Annotated in this window: 14 protein-coding genes; 9 read left to right on the forward strand and 5 right to left on the reverse strand. The window is 74.5% G+C overall.

Annotated elements, in window-relative coordinates:
• Positions 1-71 precede the first annotated feature (71 nt).
• Positions 72-1,376, reverse strand: a complete 1,305-nt coding sequence (locus ABZX40_RS18915; protein ID WP_355739911.1) for a GAF domain-containing protein — start codon at positions 1,374-1,376, stop codon at positions 72-74.
• 347 nt (positions 1,377-1,723) lie between these two features.
• Positions 1,724-3,367, reverse strand: a complete 1,644-nt coding sequence (locus ABZX40_RS18920) for an acyl-CoA dehydrogenase family protein (protein ID WP_355739908.1) — start codon at positions 3,365-3,367, stop codon at positions 1,724-1,726.
• A gap of 185 nt (positions 3,368-3,552) precedes the next feature.
• Here ABZX40_RS18920 and ABZX40_RS18925 point away from each other — a divergent pair, with 185 nt between their 5' ends.
• Positions 3,553-4,788 (forward strand): YihY/virulence factor BrkB family protein, encoded by a 1,236-nt coding sequence (locus ABZX40_RS18925; protein ID WP_355740092.1) that lies wholly within the window; start codon positions 3,553-3,555, stop codon positions 4,786-4,788.
• Positions 4,789-4,801: 13 nt separating this feature from the next.
• Here ABZX40_RS18925 and ABZX40_RS18930 read toward each other — a convergent pair whose 3' ends face one another.
• Positions 4,802-5,689: an NmrA family transcriptional regulator gene (locus tag ABZX40_RS18930; protein ID WP_355739906.1), complete on the reverse strand. Its 888-nt coding sequence runs from the start codon at positions 5,687-5,689 to the stop codon at positions 4,802-4,804.
• Between the two features lie 82 nt (positions 5,690-5,771).
• Here ABZX40_RS18930 and ABZX40_RS18935 point away from each other — a divergent pair, with 82 nt between their 5' ends.
• Together ABZX40_RS18935 and ABZX40_RS18940 are read left to right on the forward strand one after the other, a co-directional pair.
• Positions 5,772-6,707, forward strand: coding sequence for an AraC family transcriptional regulator (locus tag ABZX40_RS18935; RefSeq protein ID WP_355739903.1), 936 nt, complete (start codon positions 5,772-5,774; stop codon positions 6,705-6,707).
• Positions 6,708-6,717: 10 nt separating this feature from the next.
• The gene (locus ABZX40_RS18940) at positions 6,718-7,404 is read left to right on the forward strand and encodes a helix-turn-helix transcriptional regulator (protein WP_355739901.1); all 687 of its coding nucleotides are present in this window, start codon (positions 6,718-6,720) and stop codon (positions 7,402-7,404) included.
• Here ABZX40_RS18940 and ABZX40_RS18945 read toward each other — a convergent pair.
• Positions 7,401-7,823 carry a VOC family protein gene (locus ABZX40_RS18945; RefSeq protein WP_355739899.1) on the reverse strand — a complete coding sequence of 141 codons (423 nt, stop codon included), beginning with the start codon at positions 7,821-7,823 and terminating at the stop codon, positions 7,401-7,403. The two genes, ABZX40_RS18940 and ABZX40_RS18945, sit on opposite strands and share 4 nt — an antisense overlap.
• A gap of 183 nt (positions 7,824-8,006) precedes the next feature.
• Between ABZX40_RS18945 and ABZX40_RS18950 the strand changes: the two genes are divergently transcribed.
• Positions 8,007-8,744: a class I SAM-dependent methyltransferase gene (locus ABZX40_RS18950; RefSeq protein ID WP_355739896.1), complete on the forward strand. Its 738-nt coding sequence runs from the start codon at positions 8,007-8,009 to the stop codon at positions 8,742-8,744.
• A gap of 7 nt (positions 8,745-8,751) precedes the next feature.
• Here the strand turns inward: ABZX40_RS18950 and ABZX40_RS18955 are convergent, their stop codons facing one another.
• A complete protein-coding gene (locus ABZX40_RS18955) occupies positions 8,752-9,375 on the reverse strand; it encodes a TetR/AcrR family transcriptional regulator (protein ID WP_355739894.1) in 624 nt (207 codons plus the stop codon).
• Positions 9,376-9,485: 110 nt separating this feature from the next.
• Here ABZX40_RS18955 and ABZX40_RS18960 point away from each other — a divergent pair, with 110 nt between their 5' ends.
• The 5 genes from ABZX40_RS18960 to ABZX40_RS18980 all read left to right on the forward strand — a co-directional run bounded on the left by ABZX40_RS18960 (position 9,486) and on the right by ABZX40_RS18980 (position 18,422).
• Entirely contained in the window at positions 9,486-10,226 is a 741-nt protein-coding gene (locus tag ABZX40_RS18960) for a 3-oxoacyl-ACP reductase family protein (RefSeq protein ID WP_355739891.1), read from the forward strand.
• 181 nt (positions 10,227-10,407) lie between these two features.
• Complete coding sequence (locus ABZX40_RS18965; RefSeq protein ID WP_355739888.1) at positions 10,408-13,398, forward strand: AAA family ATPase; 2,991 nt, start codon at positions 10,408-10,410, stop codon at positions 13,396-13,398.
• Between the two features lie 127 nt (positions 13,399-13,525).
• On the forward strand, positions 13,526-14,566 hold the full coding sequence (locus ABZX40_RS18970) for a methyltransferase (protein WP_355739885.1): 1,041 nt from the start codon (positions 13,526-13,528) through the stop codon (positions 14,564-14,566).
• Positions 14,567-14,862: 296 nt separating this feature from the next.
• Complete coding sequence (locus ABZX40_RS18975) at positions 14,863-16,971, forward strand: FAD/NAD(P)-binding protein (protein ID WP_355739882.1); 2,109 nt, start codon at positions 14,863-14,865, stop codon at positions 16,969-16,971.
• Entirely contained in the window at positions 16,968-18,422 is a 1,455-nt protein-coding gene (locus ABZX40_RS18980; RefSeq protein WP_355739879.1) for an adenylosuccinate lyase family protein, read from the forward strand. Before ABZX40_RS18975 ends, ABZX40_RS18980 begins: the two co-directional genes overlap by 4 nt.
• Positions 18,423-18,437: the final 15 nt, after the last annotated feature.

Below are 18,437 nucleotides of genomic sequence, written 5' to 3' on the forward strand. Positions count from 1 at the left end.
CCGGGCCAACTGCGCCTGATGATCCGTACGTTGACTGAGGAGCAGATGGGGTGGCCCGTAGGGATGCTACGTCAGGTGACGGTGTCCGCGGAGGAAGACGCCGTAAAACGCCGTGCGCCGATCACCGCGGGGGCGGTGGAGGCGGGCAGCAGATCGCGGGGGTCGGCGGGCAGCAGCAGCTCCACCTCGGCACTTTCGCAGAAACGATACGGCCGATGTTCCAGCAGGCCGCCGAGGTAGCGCCGCACGCGCGAGACCTCCGCGCGGACGGTCACCGTGCGTGCCGGATCGCCGAACATCTCCTCGGCGAGCCCCGCCGCGCTGCGGCCGGACCGGTGCGTCGCCAGAAGGTAGAGCAGCTCGGCGTGGCGCGGGCTCAGCTCCCGGCGCCAGGTGCCCGCGCCGCCGGACACCTCGACCGTCCAGCGGCGGGTCCGGCTGAGGTCCAGCACCACCCGGGCACCGTCCTGGAGGGACGGCTCGTCGGCGATCCGCAGCAGCCAGCCGCCGCCCAGCGGCTCCACCTCGCACACCCCGAGCCCCGGCACGGCCCGCCGCCCCGGACCGCACCCCTTGGGCAGCGCGACCCGGCCGGGGTACGGCAACCCGGTGACCGCCGCCGTCCAGCCGTCCCGGTCCACCGCCACCGCCCGGCCGCCGATCCGGGCCAGCACCGGCGCCGCCACCGCCCGCAGCCGGTCCAGGTCGCCCGAGTGCCGCTCGCGCAGCCGGGCCTCCGCCAGCTTGGCCACCGAGTCGACCCAGGCGAGCGTCGCCGGGTGCATGGTCTCCAGGGGGCCGCTGATGTCGACCACACCGAGCAGCCGCCCGTCGCGCGGGTCGGTGATCGGCGCCCCGGCGCAGGTCCACTCGGCGTGGGTGGCGACGAAGTGCTCGGAGGCGAAGACCTGCACCGGGCGCCGGACCACCGCCACCGTGCCGACCCCGTTGGTGCCCACCACGTCCTCGCGCCAGTCGGCGCCCGGCTCGAAGCCGATCACATCGGCGCTGCGCAGCACCGGCGCACTGCCCTCCCGCCACAGCACCCGGCCCTCCTCGTCGGCCACCACCATGATGTGCCGGGCGGCGTCCGCGACCGACAGCAGACCCTGGCGCAGCACCGGCAGCACCTCGCGCAGCGGTGAGGACTCCCGGCGCCGCAGCACCTCGTCCCCGCTCAGCAGCCCGGCGCGGACCGGCTGGTCGGGGTCGACGCCGCTGCGCAGCACCCGCCCCCAGGACTGCTCGATCACCGGGCGGGCCGCGACCCGGGAGCGCTGCCCGGCCAGCCGCGCGTCGCGCGTCTCGCTGAGTATCCGGGCCGCGCGCGCCGCGTCCACGGCGGCGAGTTGCCTCACCTGCGCCCGCGCCTTCACCACTGGTTTCCTCCCCGCAGAGCCCTGTCCGTCATCGGATGTCAAGCGCCGGCACCCGCGCTTTCCGGTCGCGTTCCCCCGGTCCGTCCATACTGCCCGTCCGCCGGTAACGGACGGGCACAGTCCGCGCACACACGCGTTCAAAGTTGCAACCCTCTGCAACCCTGGTGAACCACCGCACGGTGGCTGAAACTTGAGCCACGTCGCCCCTGCGGGCGTACGTGGGCCCGTTGATCGGGCCACCGTCGCGGGGGTGGTGCCGTGTCGGCGCAGCACCACCTCCGCTACGACCGGATCTCCGGCGAACCCCAGGCGGGCGCCGTCCGCCGGGGTGCCGGGCCGGTCTCTCAGGAGTGCGGCAGCGCCCGCTCCACCAGCTCCCTCAGCGGCAGACTGTGCGGCAGGGTGCCGAACGACGAGCCGCCGTCACCGCCCAGCCGCGCGGCGCAAAACGCGTCGGCGACCGCCGGCGGGGCGAACCGCACCAGCAGCGCCCCCTGGAGCACCAGCGCCAGCCGCTCGGTCAGCCGCCGCGCCCGCGCCTCCATGCCCTCCAGATCGGCCAGGTCGCCCAGCAGATCCCTCACCGCCCGGTCCAGCCGGTGATCCGCGCCCCGCGCGAGGCCCACCTCGCGCAGATAGGCGTCCAGCACGGCCGGTTCCCGGCGCAGCGCCCGCAACACATCCAGCGCCTGGACGTTCCCGGCCCCGTCCCACACCGAGTTCAGCGGTGACTCGCGCACCAGCAGCGGCAGCCCCGACTCCTCCACATAACCGTTTCCTCCCAAGCATTCGGCGGCCTCCACCACCAATGGCGGACACCGCTTGGTCACCCAGTACTTGGCGATCGGCACCGCCAGACGCAGCAGCGCCCGCGCCTGCTCGCCCCCGTCGTCGCAGGCCGCCGCCAGCCGCAGGGTCAGCGTGGTCGCCGCCTCCGACTCCAGCGCCAGATCCGCCAGCACATTGCGCATCAGCGGCCGGTCCAGCAGCGGCCCGCCGAACGCCCAGCGGTGCGCGCTGTGGTGCACCGCCTGCGCCACCGCCTGCCGCATCTGCGCCGCCGAGCCCAGCGCGCAGTCCAGCCGGGTCCCCGTCACCATCCGCATCATCGTCGCCACCCCGCGCCCCTCCGGGCCGACCCGGCGGGCCCAGGTGCCGTCGAACTCGACCTCGGCGGAGGCGTTGGACCGGTTGCCCAGCTTGTCCTTGAGCCGCTGGAGCAGGAACACGTTCCGGGTCCCGCCCTCCAGCACCCTCGGCACCAGAAAGCACGTCGGCCCCTCGGGCGCCTGCGCCAGCACCAGGAAGGCGTCCGACATCGGCGCCGAGCAGAACCACTTGTGCCCGGTCAGCTCATAGGTCCCGGCCCCGTCCATCGGACGCGCCCGGGTGGTGTTCCCGCGCACATCGGTGCCGCCCTGCTTCTCCGTCAGACACATCCCGACCAGCACCCCGGCCTTCTCCCGCGCCGGGCGCAGCCCCCGGTCGTACACCTCCGAGGTCAGCCGCGGCTCCCACTCGGCGGCCAGTTCCCCGTCGGCGCGCAGCGCGGACACCGCCGCGTGGGTCATCGACAGCGGGCAGGTGTGGCCCGCCTCGACCTGCGTCCACACCAGGAACGCCGCCGCCCGCCGGACGTGCCCGCCGGGCCGGGTCCAGGACGAGGTCAGGCCCGCGGAGACGCCCTTGCCCAGCAGCCGGTGCCACGCCGGATGGAACTCCACCTCGTCGATCCGATGGCCGTAGCGGTCATGGGTGCGCAGCCGCGGCGGGAACTCGTTGGCCTGCGCGCCCCACTCCTGTGCCTGCGCGGATCCGGCGGTCCGGCCCAGGGTGGTCAGCTCGGTACGGATCCCGGCGAGCGACTCCGGTTCAAGATGTTCGAGATGGCGTTCGACCGCTTCGACCAGCGCCCGGTCGGCCGAGTAGACGTCGTACCCGGTGAGCGGAGGTGGCTGGTTGACGACGGTGTGTGTGGTGCGTGGCATGGCCCGGAACTTACCGTGGGGTAGGGATTCGCCCGGTCCCGGGACACGGCTTCCGCTTCCGGCCCCCCACCTGGGTGAGTGATGCCTGGCCAGACGGATACCTTTGGGTCGTGCAGCCAGCAAGTGACCCCACGCAGACGCCGGGCCCCACGTCTCCCACGACCCCCGCGGCGTCCTCCGGCCGTCTGCATCGCGCGCGTGTCCTGTACCGGAACGTCTCCAAGCGCCGGACCGCGTGGCTGCTGGTCAAGGACACCGTCAACTCCTGTATCGAGTACCGCATCCTCGGGCTCGCCGCGGAGGCCGCGTTCTTCACCCTGCTGTCCGTGCCCCCGCTGCTGCTGAGCATGATCGGCCTGCTCGGCTACGTCGACGACTGGACCGGCACCGACACCATCTCCAGCCTGGAGACCAATCTGCTGGAGGCGTCCCGCACGGTCCTGTCCGACAAGGGCGTCACCGAGATCGCCAAACCGATCCTGGACGATGTGATGCGCGGCGGACGCCCCGACGTCATCTCCATAGGCTTCCTGTTCGCCCTCTGGTCGGGCTCGCGCGCGGTGAACGTCTTCATCGACACCATCACCGTGATGTACGGCCTCGACGGGGTGCGCGGCATCGTCAAGACCCGGCTGGTGTCCTTCCTGCTGTTCCTGGTCGCCCTGCTGGTCGGCTCGGTCGCGCTGCCGCTGATGGTGGCCGGGCCGGACGCCGTCCTGCGGGTGCTGCCCTGGTCGACGACGCTGGTCCAGGTCCTGTACTGGCCGGTGGTCATCCTGCTGTCGATCGCCTTCCTCACCACGCTCTACCACGTCTCCGTCCCGGTCCGTTCCCCTTGGATCGAGGACGTCCCCGGCGCCCTGGTCGCGCTCGGCATGTGGGTGCTCGGCAGCTTCCTGCTCCGCATCTATCTGGCGAACACCGTCGAGGGCGCCACCATCTACGGCTCCCTGGCCGCCGCCGTCGCCGTGCTCCTGTGGATCGGCGTGTCCGCCTTCGCCGTGCTGGTCGGCGCCGCCATGAACGCGGCCATCGACCGGGTCTGGCCCGCCGCCGCCACCGCCGCCGCCCGCGCCGCCAACGAACGGCTGCGCGAGGCGCAGGTCGAGGAGTACGTGGCCCGCGCCAAGGCCGCCCGCGCGGCCCACCCCGACGACCCCGACGACCCGGACATGCCCTCGGAGTTCCCCGAACGCTGGTCCCGCTTCCTGCCCCCCGAGGACGTCTCGTCCCGCTTCCGCACCCATGCCACCAGGACGCCGGGGAAGCAGGGCGAGCACGGCGGGCATGGGGGGCACGGAGAGCACGGGGGTCACGGGGGGCAGCGGCAGGGCGACGGGGACCAGCCGGACCGCTGGGATCACCGGGGCTACCGGGACTACCGGGACCACGGGGACCACCGGGACTACGGGGACCACTGACGGGCCGCCGCCGTCACCCCTTCCAGACGCCCTCCGCCGCAGACTCCCGGACGAAGTCCTCGAAGGTGCGCGGCGCACGGCCCAGAACCTCCCCCACCCCCTCCGAGAGATACGCGTTACGGCCGTCCAGGAGCCCCTCGAACACCTCCACCAGGAACGCGGCCTCCTCCTCCGGAAGACCGAAACCGGTCAGCGCCTCCTGGTACGCCGGGGCCGGGACCGAGCGGAACGTCAGCGGCCGGCCGGTGGCCGCGGCGATCTCCGCGACCGCCTCGCCGAACGACAGCAGCCGGCCCCCGGAGAGGTCGACCGCCCGCCCGACATAGCTGTCGCCCGAGGTCAGCGCCGTCACCACCACCTCCGCCACATCCCGCAGATCCACGAACGGCTCGCGCACCTCGCCCGCCGGGAAGACCAGCTCCCCGCGCCGCAGCTCGTCCGCGAGCTGCCCCTCGCTGAAGTTCTGCATGAACCACGCGCCCCGGACCACCGTCCAGTCCGCGCCCGACTCGCGCAGCGCCTCCTCGGTCGGCCGGGCCTGCACCTCACCCCGCCCCGACAGCAGCACCAGCCGCCGTACGCCCAGCGCCACCGCCTCATGGGCGAGCAGTCCGACCGCGCGGGTCGCGTCCGGCGCCCCCACGTCCGCCGGGTGCACCAGATACGCGGCGTCCGCGCCCCGCAGGGTGTCCGCCCAGGTCGTCCGGTCGTACCAGTCGAAGCCCTGGGCCCGGGACGCGGGCCGGACGGTCAGACCCGCCGCCCGCGCCGCGTCCGCGACCCGGCGCCCGCTGCGGCCGGACGCCCCGGTGACGACGACGGTCTCGATCCCCGTGTTCCGCGCGTTCTGTGCCTTCCGCGCGCTTTGCGTCTTCTGTGTGTTCTGCGTGTTCTGCGTCATGGGAACCAGTCAACGCCGGTGCGGCCCGGCCGCCCATCGCTGAACGGCTCATTCCCATAAGCGTCCGTCTACGCTGGGCGCCATGGACGCTCTCGCCGGTCTGCTGGAAGGCCCCCGTGCCCGGGGTGCCTTCATGATCCGGGCCTGTTTCGACCCGCCCTGGGCGATCCGGGTCGAGGACCGCGCCCCCCTCACCCTGATGCTGATGGTGCGCGGCGAGGCCTGGGTACGGCCCGACAGCGGCGACCCCGTACGGCTGCGCGCCGGCGATGTGGCCGTCGCCCGCGGCCCCGACCCCTACATCTGCTCCGACGCCCTCGACACCGCCCCGCAGGTGCGGATCCTGCCCGGCGGCGAGTGCCAGTACCCCGACGGCGCCTCCCTCAACGGCTCCATGGACCTCGGCGTCCGCACCTGGGGCAGCGGCCTCGACGGCGAGACCGTCATGCTGATCGGCACCTACCCCTGGCCCGGCGAGGTCAGCGCCCGGCTCCTGGACGCCCTGCCCCCGCTGCTCACCGTCGGCCCCGACCTCTGCGACTGCCCGCTCACCCCGTTCCTGATGGACGAGATCGTCCGCGACGAACCCGGCCAGGAGGTGGTCCTCGACCGGACCCTCGACCTGCTGGTCATCAACACCGTGCGCGCCTGGTTCTCCCGCCCCGAGGCCGCCGCGCCCGCCTGGTACCGGGCGATGTCCGACCCGGTCGTCGGCCGGGTGCTGCGGCTGCTCCAGGACGACCCCGCCCACCCCTGGACGGTCGCCACCCTCGCGGCCAAGGCCGGGGTCTCCCGCGCCGCCCTCGCCCGCCGCTTCACCGATCTCGTCGGCGAACCGGTGATGACCTACCTCACCGGCTGGCGCCTCGCCCTCGCCGCCGACCGGCTCCGCGACAGCGCCGACACCCTGGAGGCCATCGCCCGCCAGGTCGGCTACGGCAGCGCCTTCGCCCTGTCCAGCGCCTTCAAGCGGGTGTACGGGATCAGCCCTCAGGAACACCGCTCCCGCGCGGCGTAGCCTGGCGTACGTGTACCAGGAACGGACCTCCCGGCTGACCGGCGCGGTGCTCTGGACGAACACCCCGTCCGGCCGCCCCGGCACCGGCCGGGTCCTGCCCGACGGCTGCATGGACCTGCTCTGGCACGCCGGGGAACTCCTGGTCGCGGGCCCCGACACCCGGGCCCACCCCACCGGCCCCGCCGACGCCCCCTGGACCGGCCTGCGCTTCTACCCCGGCACCGCGCCCGCCCTGCTCGGGGTGCCCGCGCACGAACTGCGCGACCGCCGGGTGGCCCTCGCCGACCTGTGGCCCGCCGCCGAGGTGCGCCGGGCCTCCGCGCGGCTCGCCGCCGCCCCCGACCCGGGTGCCGCGCTGGAGGACCTGGCGCTGGAGCGGGCCGCGCGGGGGGCGCCGCCCGATCCGGCGCTGCGGGAGATCGTCGCCGCGCTCGACGCGGGCGCCCCGGTCGCCGCCACCGCCGACCGGCTCGGCGTCGGCGCCCGCCAGCTGCACCGCCGCTCGCTGGCCGCGTTCGGCTACGGCCCGAAGACCCTCGCCCGCGTCCTGCGCCTCCAGCGGGCCCTGGCCCTGGCCCGGGCGGGCGTCCCGTACGCCGAGACGGCGTCCCGCGCGGGGTACGCGGACCAGGCGCATCTGTCGCGGGAGGTGAAGGAGCTGACGGGGCTGCGGCTGGGGGAGTTGCTCGCGGGCTAGCGGGGCGGTCGGTCCGTGCCGGGGGCCAGCGGGGCGAACAGGTCCACGCCGTGGCCGTCCGGGTCGTGCACCACCGCGTACCGCTGGCCCCAGGGGGCGTCCCAGGGCTTCAGCTCGCCCTGGTGACCGGCCTGGACCAGCTCCTCGTAGACCCGGTCCACCTCGGCCGGGCTGTCGCAGAGCAGGGCGAGGGAGTGCCGGGAGCCGGTGGGCGGCTCGAAGCCGGGGTGGAAGGAGCGGACGCCGTCCTCCGTGTCCAGCAGCAGGCGCAGCCCGCCGGGCAGCGGGGCCTCCGCGTGGGGAGCGGTCTCCGAACCGTCCGGGAAGGCGAAGCCGAGCCGCCGGTAGAAGGCGACCGCGGCGGCCATGTCGGAGACGATCAGGCCGATGGCGTCGAAGCGTGGAGTCTTGGGGGTCATGGGGGCCACGTTAGGCGGGGGGCGGGGCGGGGGTCTTGAAGGAATCGGACAGGAGGGGGGCGTTCGGGGCGTTCGAACCCGCCGAGGGGGGGCGGGCGCCGGAGTGCGGTGGAACCCGCCGGGCGCCCGCCCCCGCCAGAAAACCCCTTGCCCGACCCCCCTCCCCTTCCTACCGTCGCTTCCATGCCCGACGCGCTGTTCTCCGATCCCCGGCTCGCCCCGCTCTACGACGTGCTCGAAGGGGGGCGGCCCGATCTGGAGCCCTATCTCGCGATGGCGGGGGAGTTCGGGGCGCGGCGGGTGCTGGACATCGGGTGCGGCACGGGCGTGCTGGCGCTGCTGCTGGCCGGGCGGGGGCTGGAGGTGACCGGGGTCGATCCGGCGCTCGCCTCGCTGGAGGTGGCGCGGGCCAAGCCCGGTGCGGAGCGGGTGCGGTGGATCCACGGGGACGCGGGCGCGGTGCCGCCGCTCGCGGCCGATCTCGCCGTGATGACGGGCAACGCGGCCCAGGCGGTGCTCGACCCGGCGGACTGGGGGCGGACCCTGCGCGGTGCGTTCGAGGCGCTGCGGCCGGGCGGGCGGCTGGTGTTCGAGACCCGTGACCCGGCCCGCCGGGCGTGGGAGGAGTGGGACCGGGAGCACACCCACACGGTGACGGACGTCCCCGGCACCGGCACGGTCGAGAACTGGATCGATCTGATCGGCGTCGACGGCCAGTTGGTGACCTTCCGGGGCTCGTATCTCTTCCGGGCGTCCGGGGAGACGCTGTACTCGCACTCCACCCTGCGGTTCCGGGAACGCGACGAGGTGGCGGCCGACCTGACGGAGTACGGCTTTTCTCCGGAGGAGGTGCGGGGCGCCGCCGACCGGCCGGGCCGGGAGTTCGTGTTCGTGGCGCGGCGACCGGACGCCGGGCGCTGATCGCCCGTCAGCCGCTGCCGTGCCGCTGTCCGCCCACCAGCACGTCCCACATCGCCATCGCCGAGTCGACCGTGGTGCGCAGCCGCTCCGGCGGGACCCCGTCGCGGGACTCGATCGACAGGCCGTGCAGGACCGTGGCGTAGAAGGCGGCCATGTCCCGGACGGGGGCCGTCCCCGGTAGCTCGCCGTCCGTCACGGCGCGTTCCAGGCGGGCTTCGAGATCCGCGACCGTCCGTCGGCGCCGGTGGGCCAGCCCGTCGGCGACCTCTCGGTTTCCCTCGCCGCAGTTCGTCGCCGCGAGCACGATCATGCAGCCGCTGGGTGTCTCCGGGTCGGCGAAGGTCGCGAGGTTCCCGGCGAGCATGGCCTCGACCGCCTCCCGGGCCGTCGGTGCCTCGCGCAGGGCGCGGGCGGTGGCCGAGCCGGTGGTGTCGTCGTAGAGCGCGACCGCCTCGTGGAACAGCCGCTCCTTCGAGCCGAAGGTGTTGTAGAGGCTGGCCGCGTTGATCCGCATCGCGTCGGTGAGGTCGGTCAGCCGGGTGCCCTCGTAGCCGAACTCCCAGAACGTCTCCATCGCGCGCCGCAGCGCCGTCGCGCGGTCGAAGGCGCGGGGTCGTCCCCGTGCCGCCATCGTGCCTCCCGGTCGTCTCAAGTGTCGCTTGACCCAGGGTAGTCGGTCTGTTAGTTCTTTTTAGATCGTTTACTCTAAAAATCAAGAGTATCTCTGCGAAGGGGAGCGGCATGCCTCAGCTCGACGGCAAGGTGGCACTGGTGACCGGTGGAAGCCGGGGGATCGGCGCCGCGACGGTCCTCCGGCTGGCCCGCGAGGGCGCCGACGTCGCCTTCAGCTACGTCAGCGCCGACGACCGGGCCAAGGAGGTCACCGAGGCCGTCGAGGCGATGGGACGCCGGGCGCTCGCGGTCCGGGCCGACAGCGCCGACCCGGCGGCGGTCGTGGCGTCGGTCGACCGGGTCGCGGCCGAGTTCGGGCGGCTCGACATCCTGGTCAACAACGCCGGGATCTTCCCCTACGGACCGATCGGCGAGGTGGGCCCGGACGAGCTGGACCGCACCCTCGATGTGCACGTCAAGGCCGTCTTCCTCGCCACCCAGGCCGCCCTGCGCCATCTGGGCCGGGGCGGGCGGGTCATCAGCGTCGGCAGCTGCTGGGCCACCCGGGTGCCCGTGGCGGATGTGACGCTCTACGCCCTCAGCAAGTCGGCCCTCATCGGCTTCACCAAGGCCCTCGCCCGCGAGGTCGGCCCGCGCGGCATCACCGTCAATGTGGTCGACCCCGGCCCCACCGTCACCGATATGAACCCCGACGGCACCGAGGAGGCCGAGGAGGAGCGGCTGCGGACCGCCGTCGGGGTGCTCGGCGCCGGGTCCGACACCGCCGCCGCCGTCGCCTTCCTGGCGGGCCCCGACGCCCGCTGGATCACCGGCACCTCCCTCGCGGTCGACGGTGGCTACACCGCCTGAAACACCCCCGGGGAAATACGACCCCGGCCGCCAGACCCATTTCCCCATCGACGGAATTCCGCCAGCGGAACGGCTCCGTGGGTGATGTCCGCGCGCATCTGTTTTCCTGCATGATGAGTTCGCACCACGCCGCACCACGCCGGACACGAACCCTAGGGACTTCCGTCGGACGGGGGACGAAATGCGATCCGCCGGGCCCGCGCTACCGGGCCGCGAAACCATTCTGTACGCGATACGCCAGGCCATCGACGACACCCTGACGGGCGGCGGCCATTGCCTGATCGTCGAAGGCCCGGCCGGCACCGGGAAATCCGCGCTCCTGCGGGCCGCCGCCGAGAGCGCCCGCGCCCGGGACCTCGCCGTCGCCTCCGCTGAGGCCACCCCCCTGGACCACGGCGTCCCCTACGGCACCCTGCGCGCCCTGCTGCGGCACAGCGTGCCGCCGGTACTGCTCGCCCCGCTCACCGCGAGCCCCGGGCACGACCCGCTGGAACAGCTCGACCTGACCGCCGAGTTCCTCGGCCGCGCCACCCGCGTCACCCCCCTCCTGGTCGCCCTGGACGACGCCCACCACGCGGACGACCGCTCCGTCCTGGCCCTGCGCCGCCTCATCCGCGCCTCCTCCGCGCTGCCCGTGCTGTGGCTGCTCGCCCGGGGACCCGGCCACCCGCGCGACCCGCTCGACCCGCTCCTCCAGGACGGCGCCACCCGCCACACCCTGGAGCCCCTGCCCCCCGACGCCGTCGCCGCGCTCTGCGCCGAGGTGCTCGGCGCCCGCCCCGACGGCACCGTCCTCGCCCTCGCGGCGCGCTGCGGCGGCAACCCGTACCTCCTCAGGGAACTCCTGGCCACCTCCCTCGCCGACGGACGGGTACGGGTCCGGGACGGCGAAGGCACCGCCACCCTGCTGGACCACACGCCCGCCCCGGACTTCCGGCGGGCCGTCGAGCACCAGGTGCGCGATCTGTCCGGCGAGAGCCGCCGGACCCTCGACGCCCTCGCCGTGCTCGGCCCGCGCTTCTCGGTCCATGAGGCCGCCGGTCTCCTCGGCCGCACCCCCGTGGAACTCCTGCCGCAGATCCGCGAGCTGATCGACGCCTCGGTCCTCGCCGCCGACGGCCCGGCGGTCGTCTTCCGCCACGAACTCGTCCGCGAGGCCCTCTACGACCGGCTCCCCGAGCCCGTACGGACCGCCCTGCACCGGGAGGCCGCCTCGGTCGTCCGGCGCGAGGGCGGGCCCGCCGCGGAGTTCATCGAACACCTCGCGCTCGGCGGCGGGGACACCGACGCCCCCCTGATCCCCGGCTGCCCGGCCCGCGGCTCCCTGGCCCGCGACTCCCAGGCCCTTGACTCCTTGGCCCCCGGCTCCCCGGCCCCCGGCCCTCCGCTCCCCGACCCCCGCCCCGCCGACCCGCTCGCCGCCCGCCGCGCCGCCCGGACCGCCCCGCCGGACACCTGGGCCGACGACCCCGGCAGGCCCCTCCTGGCCGAACTCATGGCCGACGCAGCCCACTTGATGAGCGGCACCCCCGCCCCCGCCCGCACCCCTCCCGCCGTGACCGGCGTACCCGCGCCCCGTCCCCACCTCGTCAAGGACCCTCGGCCGGGCCGCCCCACCGAACCGGTGCACCGCACGACCATGTGGTACTCCGCCGCGCGGGCGCAGGGCCTGCACGACCAGGTGGCCGCCCATGCCCGCGAGGCCCTGCGCGCCGCCCACGACGACGATCCGGCCGCCGGTCACCACCGGCTGTGGCTGGCCGTCGCCCTCACCGCCCGCGACGAGTTCGACCGGGCGGCGGCCGTCCTCGCCGGGGACCGCGACCCCTGCGACGACCCGGCACTGCACTGGGTGGCGCCGATGTGGCACTTCCACCGGGCCGAACTCGACCTCGCCGCGGGCCGCCTCGCCGAGGCCGACGCCGGGGCCGCCGAGGCCGTACGCACCGCCGAGCGGCTGGCCGTACCGGCGCTCGCCGTGGGGCCGCTGGCACTGCGGGCCCGGGTCGCCCTGCACACCGGCGACCTGGAGCCGGCCCGGCACCATCTGACCCTCGCCGGGCCCCTGGCGGCGGGCGCGGCCGGTGCCGCGCTGGAGGACCTGGCCTGGGTCACCGCCCTGCTGCACCGCGCGACGGACGGTCCGGCCACCGCCTCCGACACCCTCTCCCCGGTCTACGCGGCGCTGCCGACCCGCCCCCTGCTGCTGACCAAGGAGCCCCACGCGGGCGCCGGTCTGGTGCGGGCCGCGCTCGACGCCGGGGACACCCGGCGGGCCGCCGCCGTCGCCGGGGCAGCCCGGCTGGTCGCCGCCCGCAACCCCACCGTGACCTCGGCCCTCGCCGCCGCCGCGCACACCGAGGGCGTCCTGCGCGACGACGTCGGGCGGCTGCGCACCGCCGTGGCGCACTACCGCGCCGGGCCCCGGCCGCTGGCGCTGGCCGCCGCCGCGGAGGACCTCGCCCGCGCCGAGGAGGCGCACGGCGGACGGCCTGCCGCCCTCGGTCTCCTCAAGGAGGCGCTGGGCCGCTACCAGGGCCTCGGCGCCGACGGCGACGCCGTGCGCGTCCGCGAGACCCTCCACTCGCTCGGCGTCCGAGGCGGTCGAGGCATCGGGGGCATCCGAGGCGTCGGGGGCGTCGGGGGCGTCGGGGGCGTCGGAGGCGGCCGAGGTGTCAGCGGCGTCAGCGGCGTCAGCGGCGGCCGAGGTGGACGCAGCGGCCGGGAACGGAACCGGAATCCGGACCGAAACCTGGACCGGTACGCGGACCGGAACCGGAACCTGGAGCGGAACCCGGACCGAAGCTCGGACCGGAACCGGAACCCGGACCGGAACCGGAACCCGTACCCGGACCGGAACCCGGCGGCCAGTGACCAGAATGCGGCCGCCGGTGACCGGAATCCGGCGCCCGGTGACCGGGAAGCGGGCCCGCCCGGTGACCAGGCCCGCTGGGACCGGCTCACCCCCTCCGAACTGCGGGTCGTCCGGCTGGTGGCGCAGGGGCTGACCAACCGGGAGGTCGCCGGACGGCTCTTCCTCTCCCGGCACACCGTGGACAGCCATCTGCGGCACAGCTTCACCAAACTCGGGGTGACCGGCCGGGTCGAACTGACCCGCCGGGTACTGGCCCATGAGCGCGAGGACGAGCTGCCCCTGGACGGCACCGGCTGACGGGCCGTCCTCCCGCGCCGGGTTCACCAGAACACGTGATGCCGGACCCCACCGCCCGCCCGGAGACTGGCCGCACGCCGACCACGCACACCGCCCCGGCCGGACCGGCGGGAGAAGGAGCGCACACATGACCGTCCACCCCACCGCACCCGAATCCGCGCACGAGGTACCCGCGCCGGTCCGGATGTACGAGATGCTCTACAGCTCCCTGGTGAGCCAGCTGATCCTCGCCGTCGCCGAACTCGGTGTCGCCGACGCCATCGGCGACGAGGTGCGGCATGTCGACGACATCGCCGAGCGCACCGGCACCCACCCCGCCGCCCTCTACCGGGGGTTGCGGGCGCTGGCCAGCGTCGGGGTGTTCACCGAGGTGGAGCCGGAGACCTTCGGTCTCACCCCGCTCGCCGCGACCCTGCGCAGCGATGTCCCCGGCTCCATGCGGGACCTCGCCCGGTATGTCGGACTGCCGGAGCGGCAGCAGTCGTTCGGCGCGCTCGCGCACTCCCTGCGCACCGGCAGGCCGTCCTTCGACCATGTGCACGGCAGCGACTTCTGGACCTACATCGCCGCCCACCCCGAGCGGGGCGACCTGTTCAACCGGGCCATGGCCAGCATGTCCGTCATGGTCAACTCCAGCGTCCTGGACATCTATGACCTCTCCGACGCCCGTCGGCTCGTGGATGTCGGCGGCGGCCACGGGCAGCTCGTCGGCGCGCTGCTCCAGCGCTATCCGCAGCTCACGGGCGTCGTCTACGACCTGCCCCGGGTGGTGCCCGAGGCCCGGACCGTGCTCGCGGAGCTGGGGGTCGCCGAGCGGGCCGAGTGCGTCGGCGGGGACTTCCTGCTGTCGGTGCCGGAGGGCGCGGACACCTATGTGCTGTCCTGGACCCTGCACGACTGGGACGACGAGGACGCCGTCACCATCCTGCGCAACATCCGCCGCGCCCTCGGCGACTCCGGCCGGCTGATCGTCATCGACGAGGTGCTGCCGGAGGGGGACACCCCGCACTTCGGCAAGTTCGAGGACATCGTGATGCTGTCGCTGCTCACCGGGCAGGTGCGTACCGAGGCGCAGTTCGCCACGCTGTTCGAGAAGGCGGGCTTCCGGCACCTGGAGACCCTGCCGACCCGGTCACCCACGAGCCTGGTGGTGGCCGTACCCGTCTGAGCGGGTGTCCTCCCTCGCCCTCCGGTCCGGCCCGCCGCGAACCCCCGCGCGGCGGGCCCTCGGCCTTTCCGGGTGCGGACGGATGCCGGTGACGGCGATCGCTTCGTCGGCGGGAGGTTTCTTCGGGAGAATTCCCGGCCCGGTCCGGGGAATTGTTTCCCCCCGCCCTTCCCGGCGCCTTGTCAAGTTTATCGGGAATTGTTTGTCAGGTCGGTCACGGGCGTCGAATTGCCGAAATCCAGAATCCCGTATCCGCGTGATGCGCCCTTCCCGAACGCGCCTCTAGCCTCCGGTGCATGGCGATTGACAGGACTGACCCGGAGTACCTCATGACGTCCGGAAGCACAGCACCCTTCACGACGGCTCTCGCGGCGGACGCCGAGGTGTCCCGGATCTGTGTGATCGGGGCCGGTCCGCGCGGACTGTGCGTACTGGAACGGCTCGCCGCGCAGGCCCGGCTGCCCCGCTGGCGGGGGCGGACCATCCAGGTGCATCTGGTGGACCCCCGGGGCGCCGGCGGCCAGGTGTGGCGGCCCGGCCAGGACGCCGAGCTGCTGATGAACACCGTCGCCTCACAGATCACCCTGTTCAGCGACGACAGCGTCGAGTGCGAGGGCCCGGTCGTCCCCGGGCCGAGCCTGCACCAGTGGGCCACCCTCCTGGACGAACTCGGCTCCCCGCGCGAGCTGCCCGAACGCACCCGGCGCGAGGCCCGCGACCTCGGCCCCGACAGCTACCCCACCCGCCGTCTGTACGGCCACTACCTGGTGTGGGTGCTGGACCGGCTGCTGAGCACCGCGCCCGCCAACCTGGTGGTGGAGACCCACCCGGCCCTCGCCGTCGCCCTGCACGACGGCCCCGGCGGCGACCGCACCCAGACCGTCGTCCTGGACGACGGGACCGTGCTGACCGAGCTGGACTCGGTGGTGCTCGCCCAGGGCCACGCGCCCATCGCGCCCGGCTCCCGGGAACGCGAACTGACCGCGTACGCCGAGCGGCACGGCCTGGTCTACCGCCCGCCGGGCAACCCCGCCGACGCCGACTACGCTGCCATCGCCCCCGGTGAGCGGGTCGCCCTGCTCGGTATGGGCCTCACCTGCTTCGACCTCGTCGCCCTCCTCACCACCGGGCGCGGCGGAAGCTACCGGCGGATCGACGGCCACCTCGTCTACCGGCCCTCCGGGCAGGAGCCCGTCCTCCACCTCGGCTCACGGCGCGGCATCCCCTACCACGCCCGGGGCGAGAACGAGAAGGGCGTCTCCGGCCGCCACGACCCGCTGTTCCTCACCCCCGCCGCCATCGAGGCGCTGCGCCACCGCCACCGCACCGCCGGACCGCTGTCCTTCCGCGCGGACGTCTGGCCGCTGATCTCCCGCGAGGTGCGCGCGGTCTACTACCACGCCCTCCTCACCGAACAGAACGACCGCGCCACCGCCGACACCTTCCTCGACGAGTACGTCGCCCAGGGCGCCGACGACGGCCCCGCGGAGCACGCCCTGCTGCTCGGGTACGGCGTCCCCCGCGCCCGCTTCTGGGACTGGAAGCACATCGAACACCCCTACAGCGACCGCGACTTCACCGGCTCCGGCGACTACCGCCGCTGGCTCCTCGCCCATCTGCGCGAGGACCTCGCCGAGGCCCGCAAGGGCAATGTCTCCAGCCCCCTCAAGGCCGCCCTGGACGTCCTGCGCGATCTGCGCAACGAGATCCGTCTCGTGGTCGACCACGCCGGTCTCGGCGGCGCCTCGTACCGCGATGAACTCAGCGGCTGGTACACCCCCCTCAACGCCTATCTCTCCATCGGCCCGCCCGCCCGCCGGATCGAGGAGCTGATCGCGCTGATCGAGGCGGGAGTGGTCGAGGTCCACGGCCCCGGCATCCGGGTCGCGCCCGACCCGCTCGGCCGCGGATTCGCCCTGCGCTCCACCCGGGTGCCCGGCCCCGACACCCTGGTCACCGCCCTGATCGACGCGCGGCTCCCCGAGTTCGACCTCCGCACCACCACCGACCCGCTCCTCAACCAGCTGCTGCGCACCGGCCGCTGCGCCCCCTACCGCATCCCCGACGGCACCGCCGAGCCCTACGAGACGGGCGGCCTCGCCGTCACCGCCCGCCCCTACCACGTCCTCGACCGGGACCTCCGTCCGCATCCGCGCCGACTGGCCTTCGGGGTGCCCACCGAGGGCGTCCACTGGGTGACGGCGGCCGGTATCCGGCCCGGCGTCAACTCGGTCATCGTCGGCGACAGCGACGCCATCGCCCACACCTGCCTCAGCGCGGCCGACGCCCGGATCGCGGCGGCACGGGCCCGCCGGACGCCGTATCTGCACCGCCATGTCCCGCTGGCCTGGCTCCCCAGCAGCGGACGGCCACTGCTCGCCACCACCGGGGGGAGCGCGTCATGACCAGCATCAGCACCGGCACCGCGTCCCCCGCCGATCTCGGGCTGCTCTCGCCGGTCCGGGCGGGCTCCGGCGCCGAGGAACTGCTCGGGGACGAGGCGTATCTGCGCGCCATGCTGGAGACGGAGATCGCGCTCGCCGAGACCCAGGCGGAGCTGGGCATCATCCCGGCCGCCTCCGTCGGGCCGATCACCGAGGCCGCCCGGTCGGGCCGGATCGACCCGGTGGCCCTCGCGCGCGGGGCGCGTGAGGCGGCGAACCCCGTCGTCGGTCTGGTCGCCGCGCTGACCGCCGAGGTCGCCGCGCTGGACCCCCGGGCCGCCGAACACGTCCACCACGGCAGCACCAGCCAGGACATCCTGGACACCGCCACGATGCTGGTCGCCACCCGGGTCCTGCGGCACATCGACACCGCGCTGACCCGCACCGCGGACGCTCTCGCGGTACTGGCCGCCCGCCACCGGGACACCCCGGTCGCCGGGCGCACCCTCACCCAGCACGCCGTGCCGGTGACCTTCGGCCTCAAGGCCGCGGGCTGGCTCACGCTGGTCCTCGACGCCTCCGACCGGGTCCGCGGTCCGCTCACCCCCGGGCTGCCCGTCCAGCTCGGTGGCGCGGCCGGCACCCTCGCGGCGTACAGCGCCGTCGCCCGCGGCACCCCGGCCGCGGGCAGCGGCGGTGAGCTGCCCGGCCTCGGCACCGAGCTGGCGGCGCCGCTGGCCGCGCGCCTCGGGCTGGCCGCGCCGCCGGTGCCCTGGCACGCGCTGCGCACCCCGGTCGCCGACCTCGGTGCCGCCCTCGCCTTCACCTGCGGCGCGCTCGGCAAACTCGCCCTCGATGTGCAGGGGATGGCCCGGACCGAGGTCGGCGAGGTCGCCGAACCCGCCGGGGAGGGCCGGGGCGCCTCCTCGGCGATGCCGCAGAAGCGCAACCCGGTGCTGGCCACGTTGATCGCCTCGGCCGCCCGCCAGGTGCCGCCGCTGGCGCTGGTCCTCACCCAGAGCCTGATCGCCGAGGACGAGCGGGCGCCGGGCGCCTGGCACGCCGAGTGGCAGCCGCTGCGCGAGGCCCTGCGACTCACCGCGGGCGCGGCGGACAACGCGGCCGAACTCACCGCCGGGCTCACGGTGTTCCCGGCGCGGATGCGGGCCAACCTGGAGCTGAGCGGCGGCGCGCTGCACGCGGAACGGCTGGGCGTCGCCCTCGCGCCGGTCCTCGGGAAGAGGGCGGCGAAACGGCTCCTGGCCCGGCTGACCGCCCCTCAGGAACCGGGCAGCGCCCTCTCCTTCGCCGAGCGCCTCGCCGCGGCCCCGGAGACGAACGGCCGTTTCACCGGCCCCGACGGCGCCGAGGCGCTCAGGGAACTCCTCGAACCGGCGGGATACCTGGGGGCGTCGGGCCTCCTGGTGGACCGGGTCCTGACCCGCCACGCGGCCCACGGTGAGGGCCCGTAGAAGGCCCGGCGGGGT

It is taken from the genome of Streptomyces sp. NPDC004610, from assembly GCF_040609715.1.
In the GTDB taxonomy this organism is placed as follows: domain Bacteria; phylum Actinomycetota; class Actinomycetes; order Streptomycetales; family Streptomycetaceae; genus Streptomyces.

Bases quoted from the DNA above. Each gene is read 5' to 3' on its own strand.
- ABZX40_RS18920 (WP_355739908.1), bottom strand. From the start codon at position 3,367: ATGCCACGCACCACACACACCGTCGTCAACCAGCCACCTCCGCTCACC.
- ABZX40_RS18930 (WP_355739906.1), bottom strand. From the start codon at position 5,689: ATGACGCAGAACACGCAGAACACACAGAAGACGCAAAGCGCGCGGAAG.
- ABZX40_RS18935 (WP_355739903.1), top strand. From the start codon at position 5,772: ATGGACGCTCTCGCCGGTCTGCTGGAAGGCCCCCGTGCCCGGGGTGCC.
- ABZX40_RS18945 (WP_355739899.1), bottom strand. From the start codon at position 7,823: ATGACCCCCAAGACTCCACGCTTCGACGCCATCGGCCTGATCGTCTCC.
- ABZX40_RS18950 (WP_355739896.1), top strand. From the start codon at position 8,007: ATGCCCGACGCGCTGTTCTCCGATCCCCGGCTCGCCCCGCTCTACGAC.
- ABZX40_RS18955 (WP_355739894.1), bottom strand. From the start codon at position 9,375: ATGGCGGCACGGGGACGACCCCGCGCCTTCGACCGCGCGACGGCGCTG.
- ABZX40_RS18960 (WP_355739891.1), top strand. From the start codon at position 9,486: ATGCCTCAGCTCGACGGCAAGGTGGCACTGGTGACCGGTGGAAGCCGG.
- ABZX40_RS18965 (WP_355739888.1), top strand. From the start codon at position 10,408: ATGCGATCCGCCGGGCCCGCGCTACCGGGCCGCGAAACCATTCTGTAC.
- ABZX40_RS18970 (WP_355739885.1), top strand. From the start codon at position 13,526: ATGACCGTCCACCCCACCGCACCCGAATCCGCGCACGAGGTACCCGCG.
- ABZX40_RS18975 (WP_355739882.1), top strand. From the start codon at position 14,863: ATGGCGATTGACAGGACTGACCCGGAGTACCTCATGACGTCCGGAAGC.
- ABZX40_RS18980 (WP_355739879.1), top strand. From the start codon at position 16,968: ATGACCAGCATCAGCACCGGCACCGCGTCCCCCGCCGATCTCGGGCTG.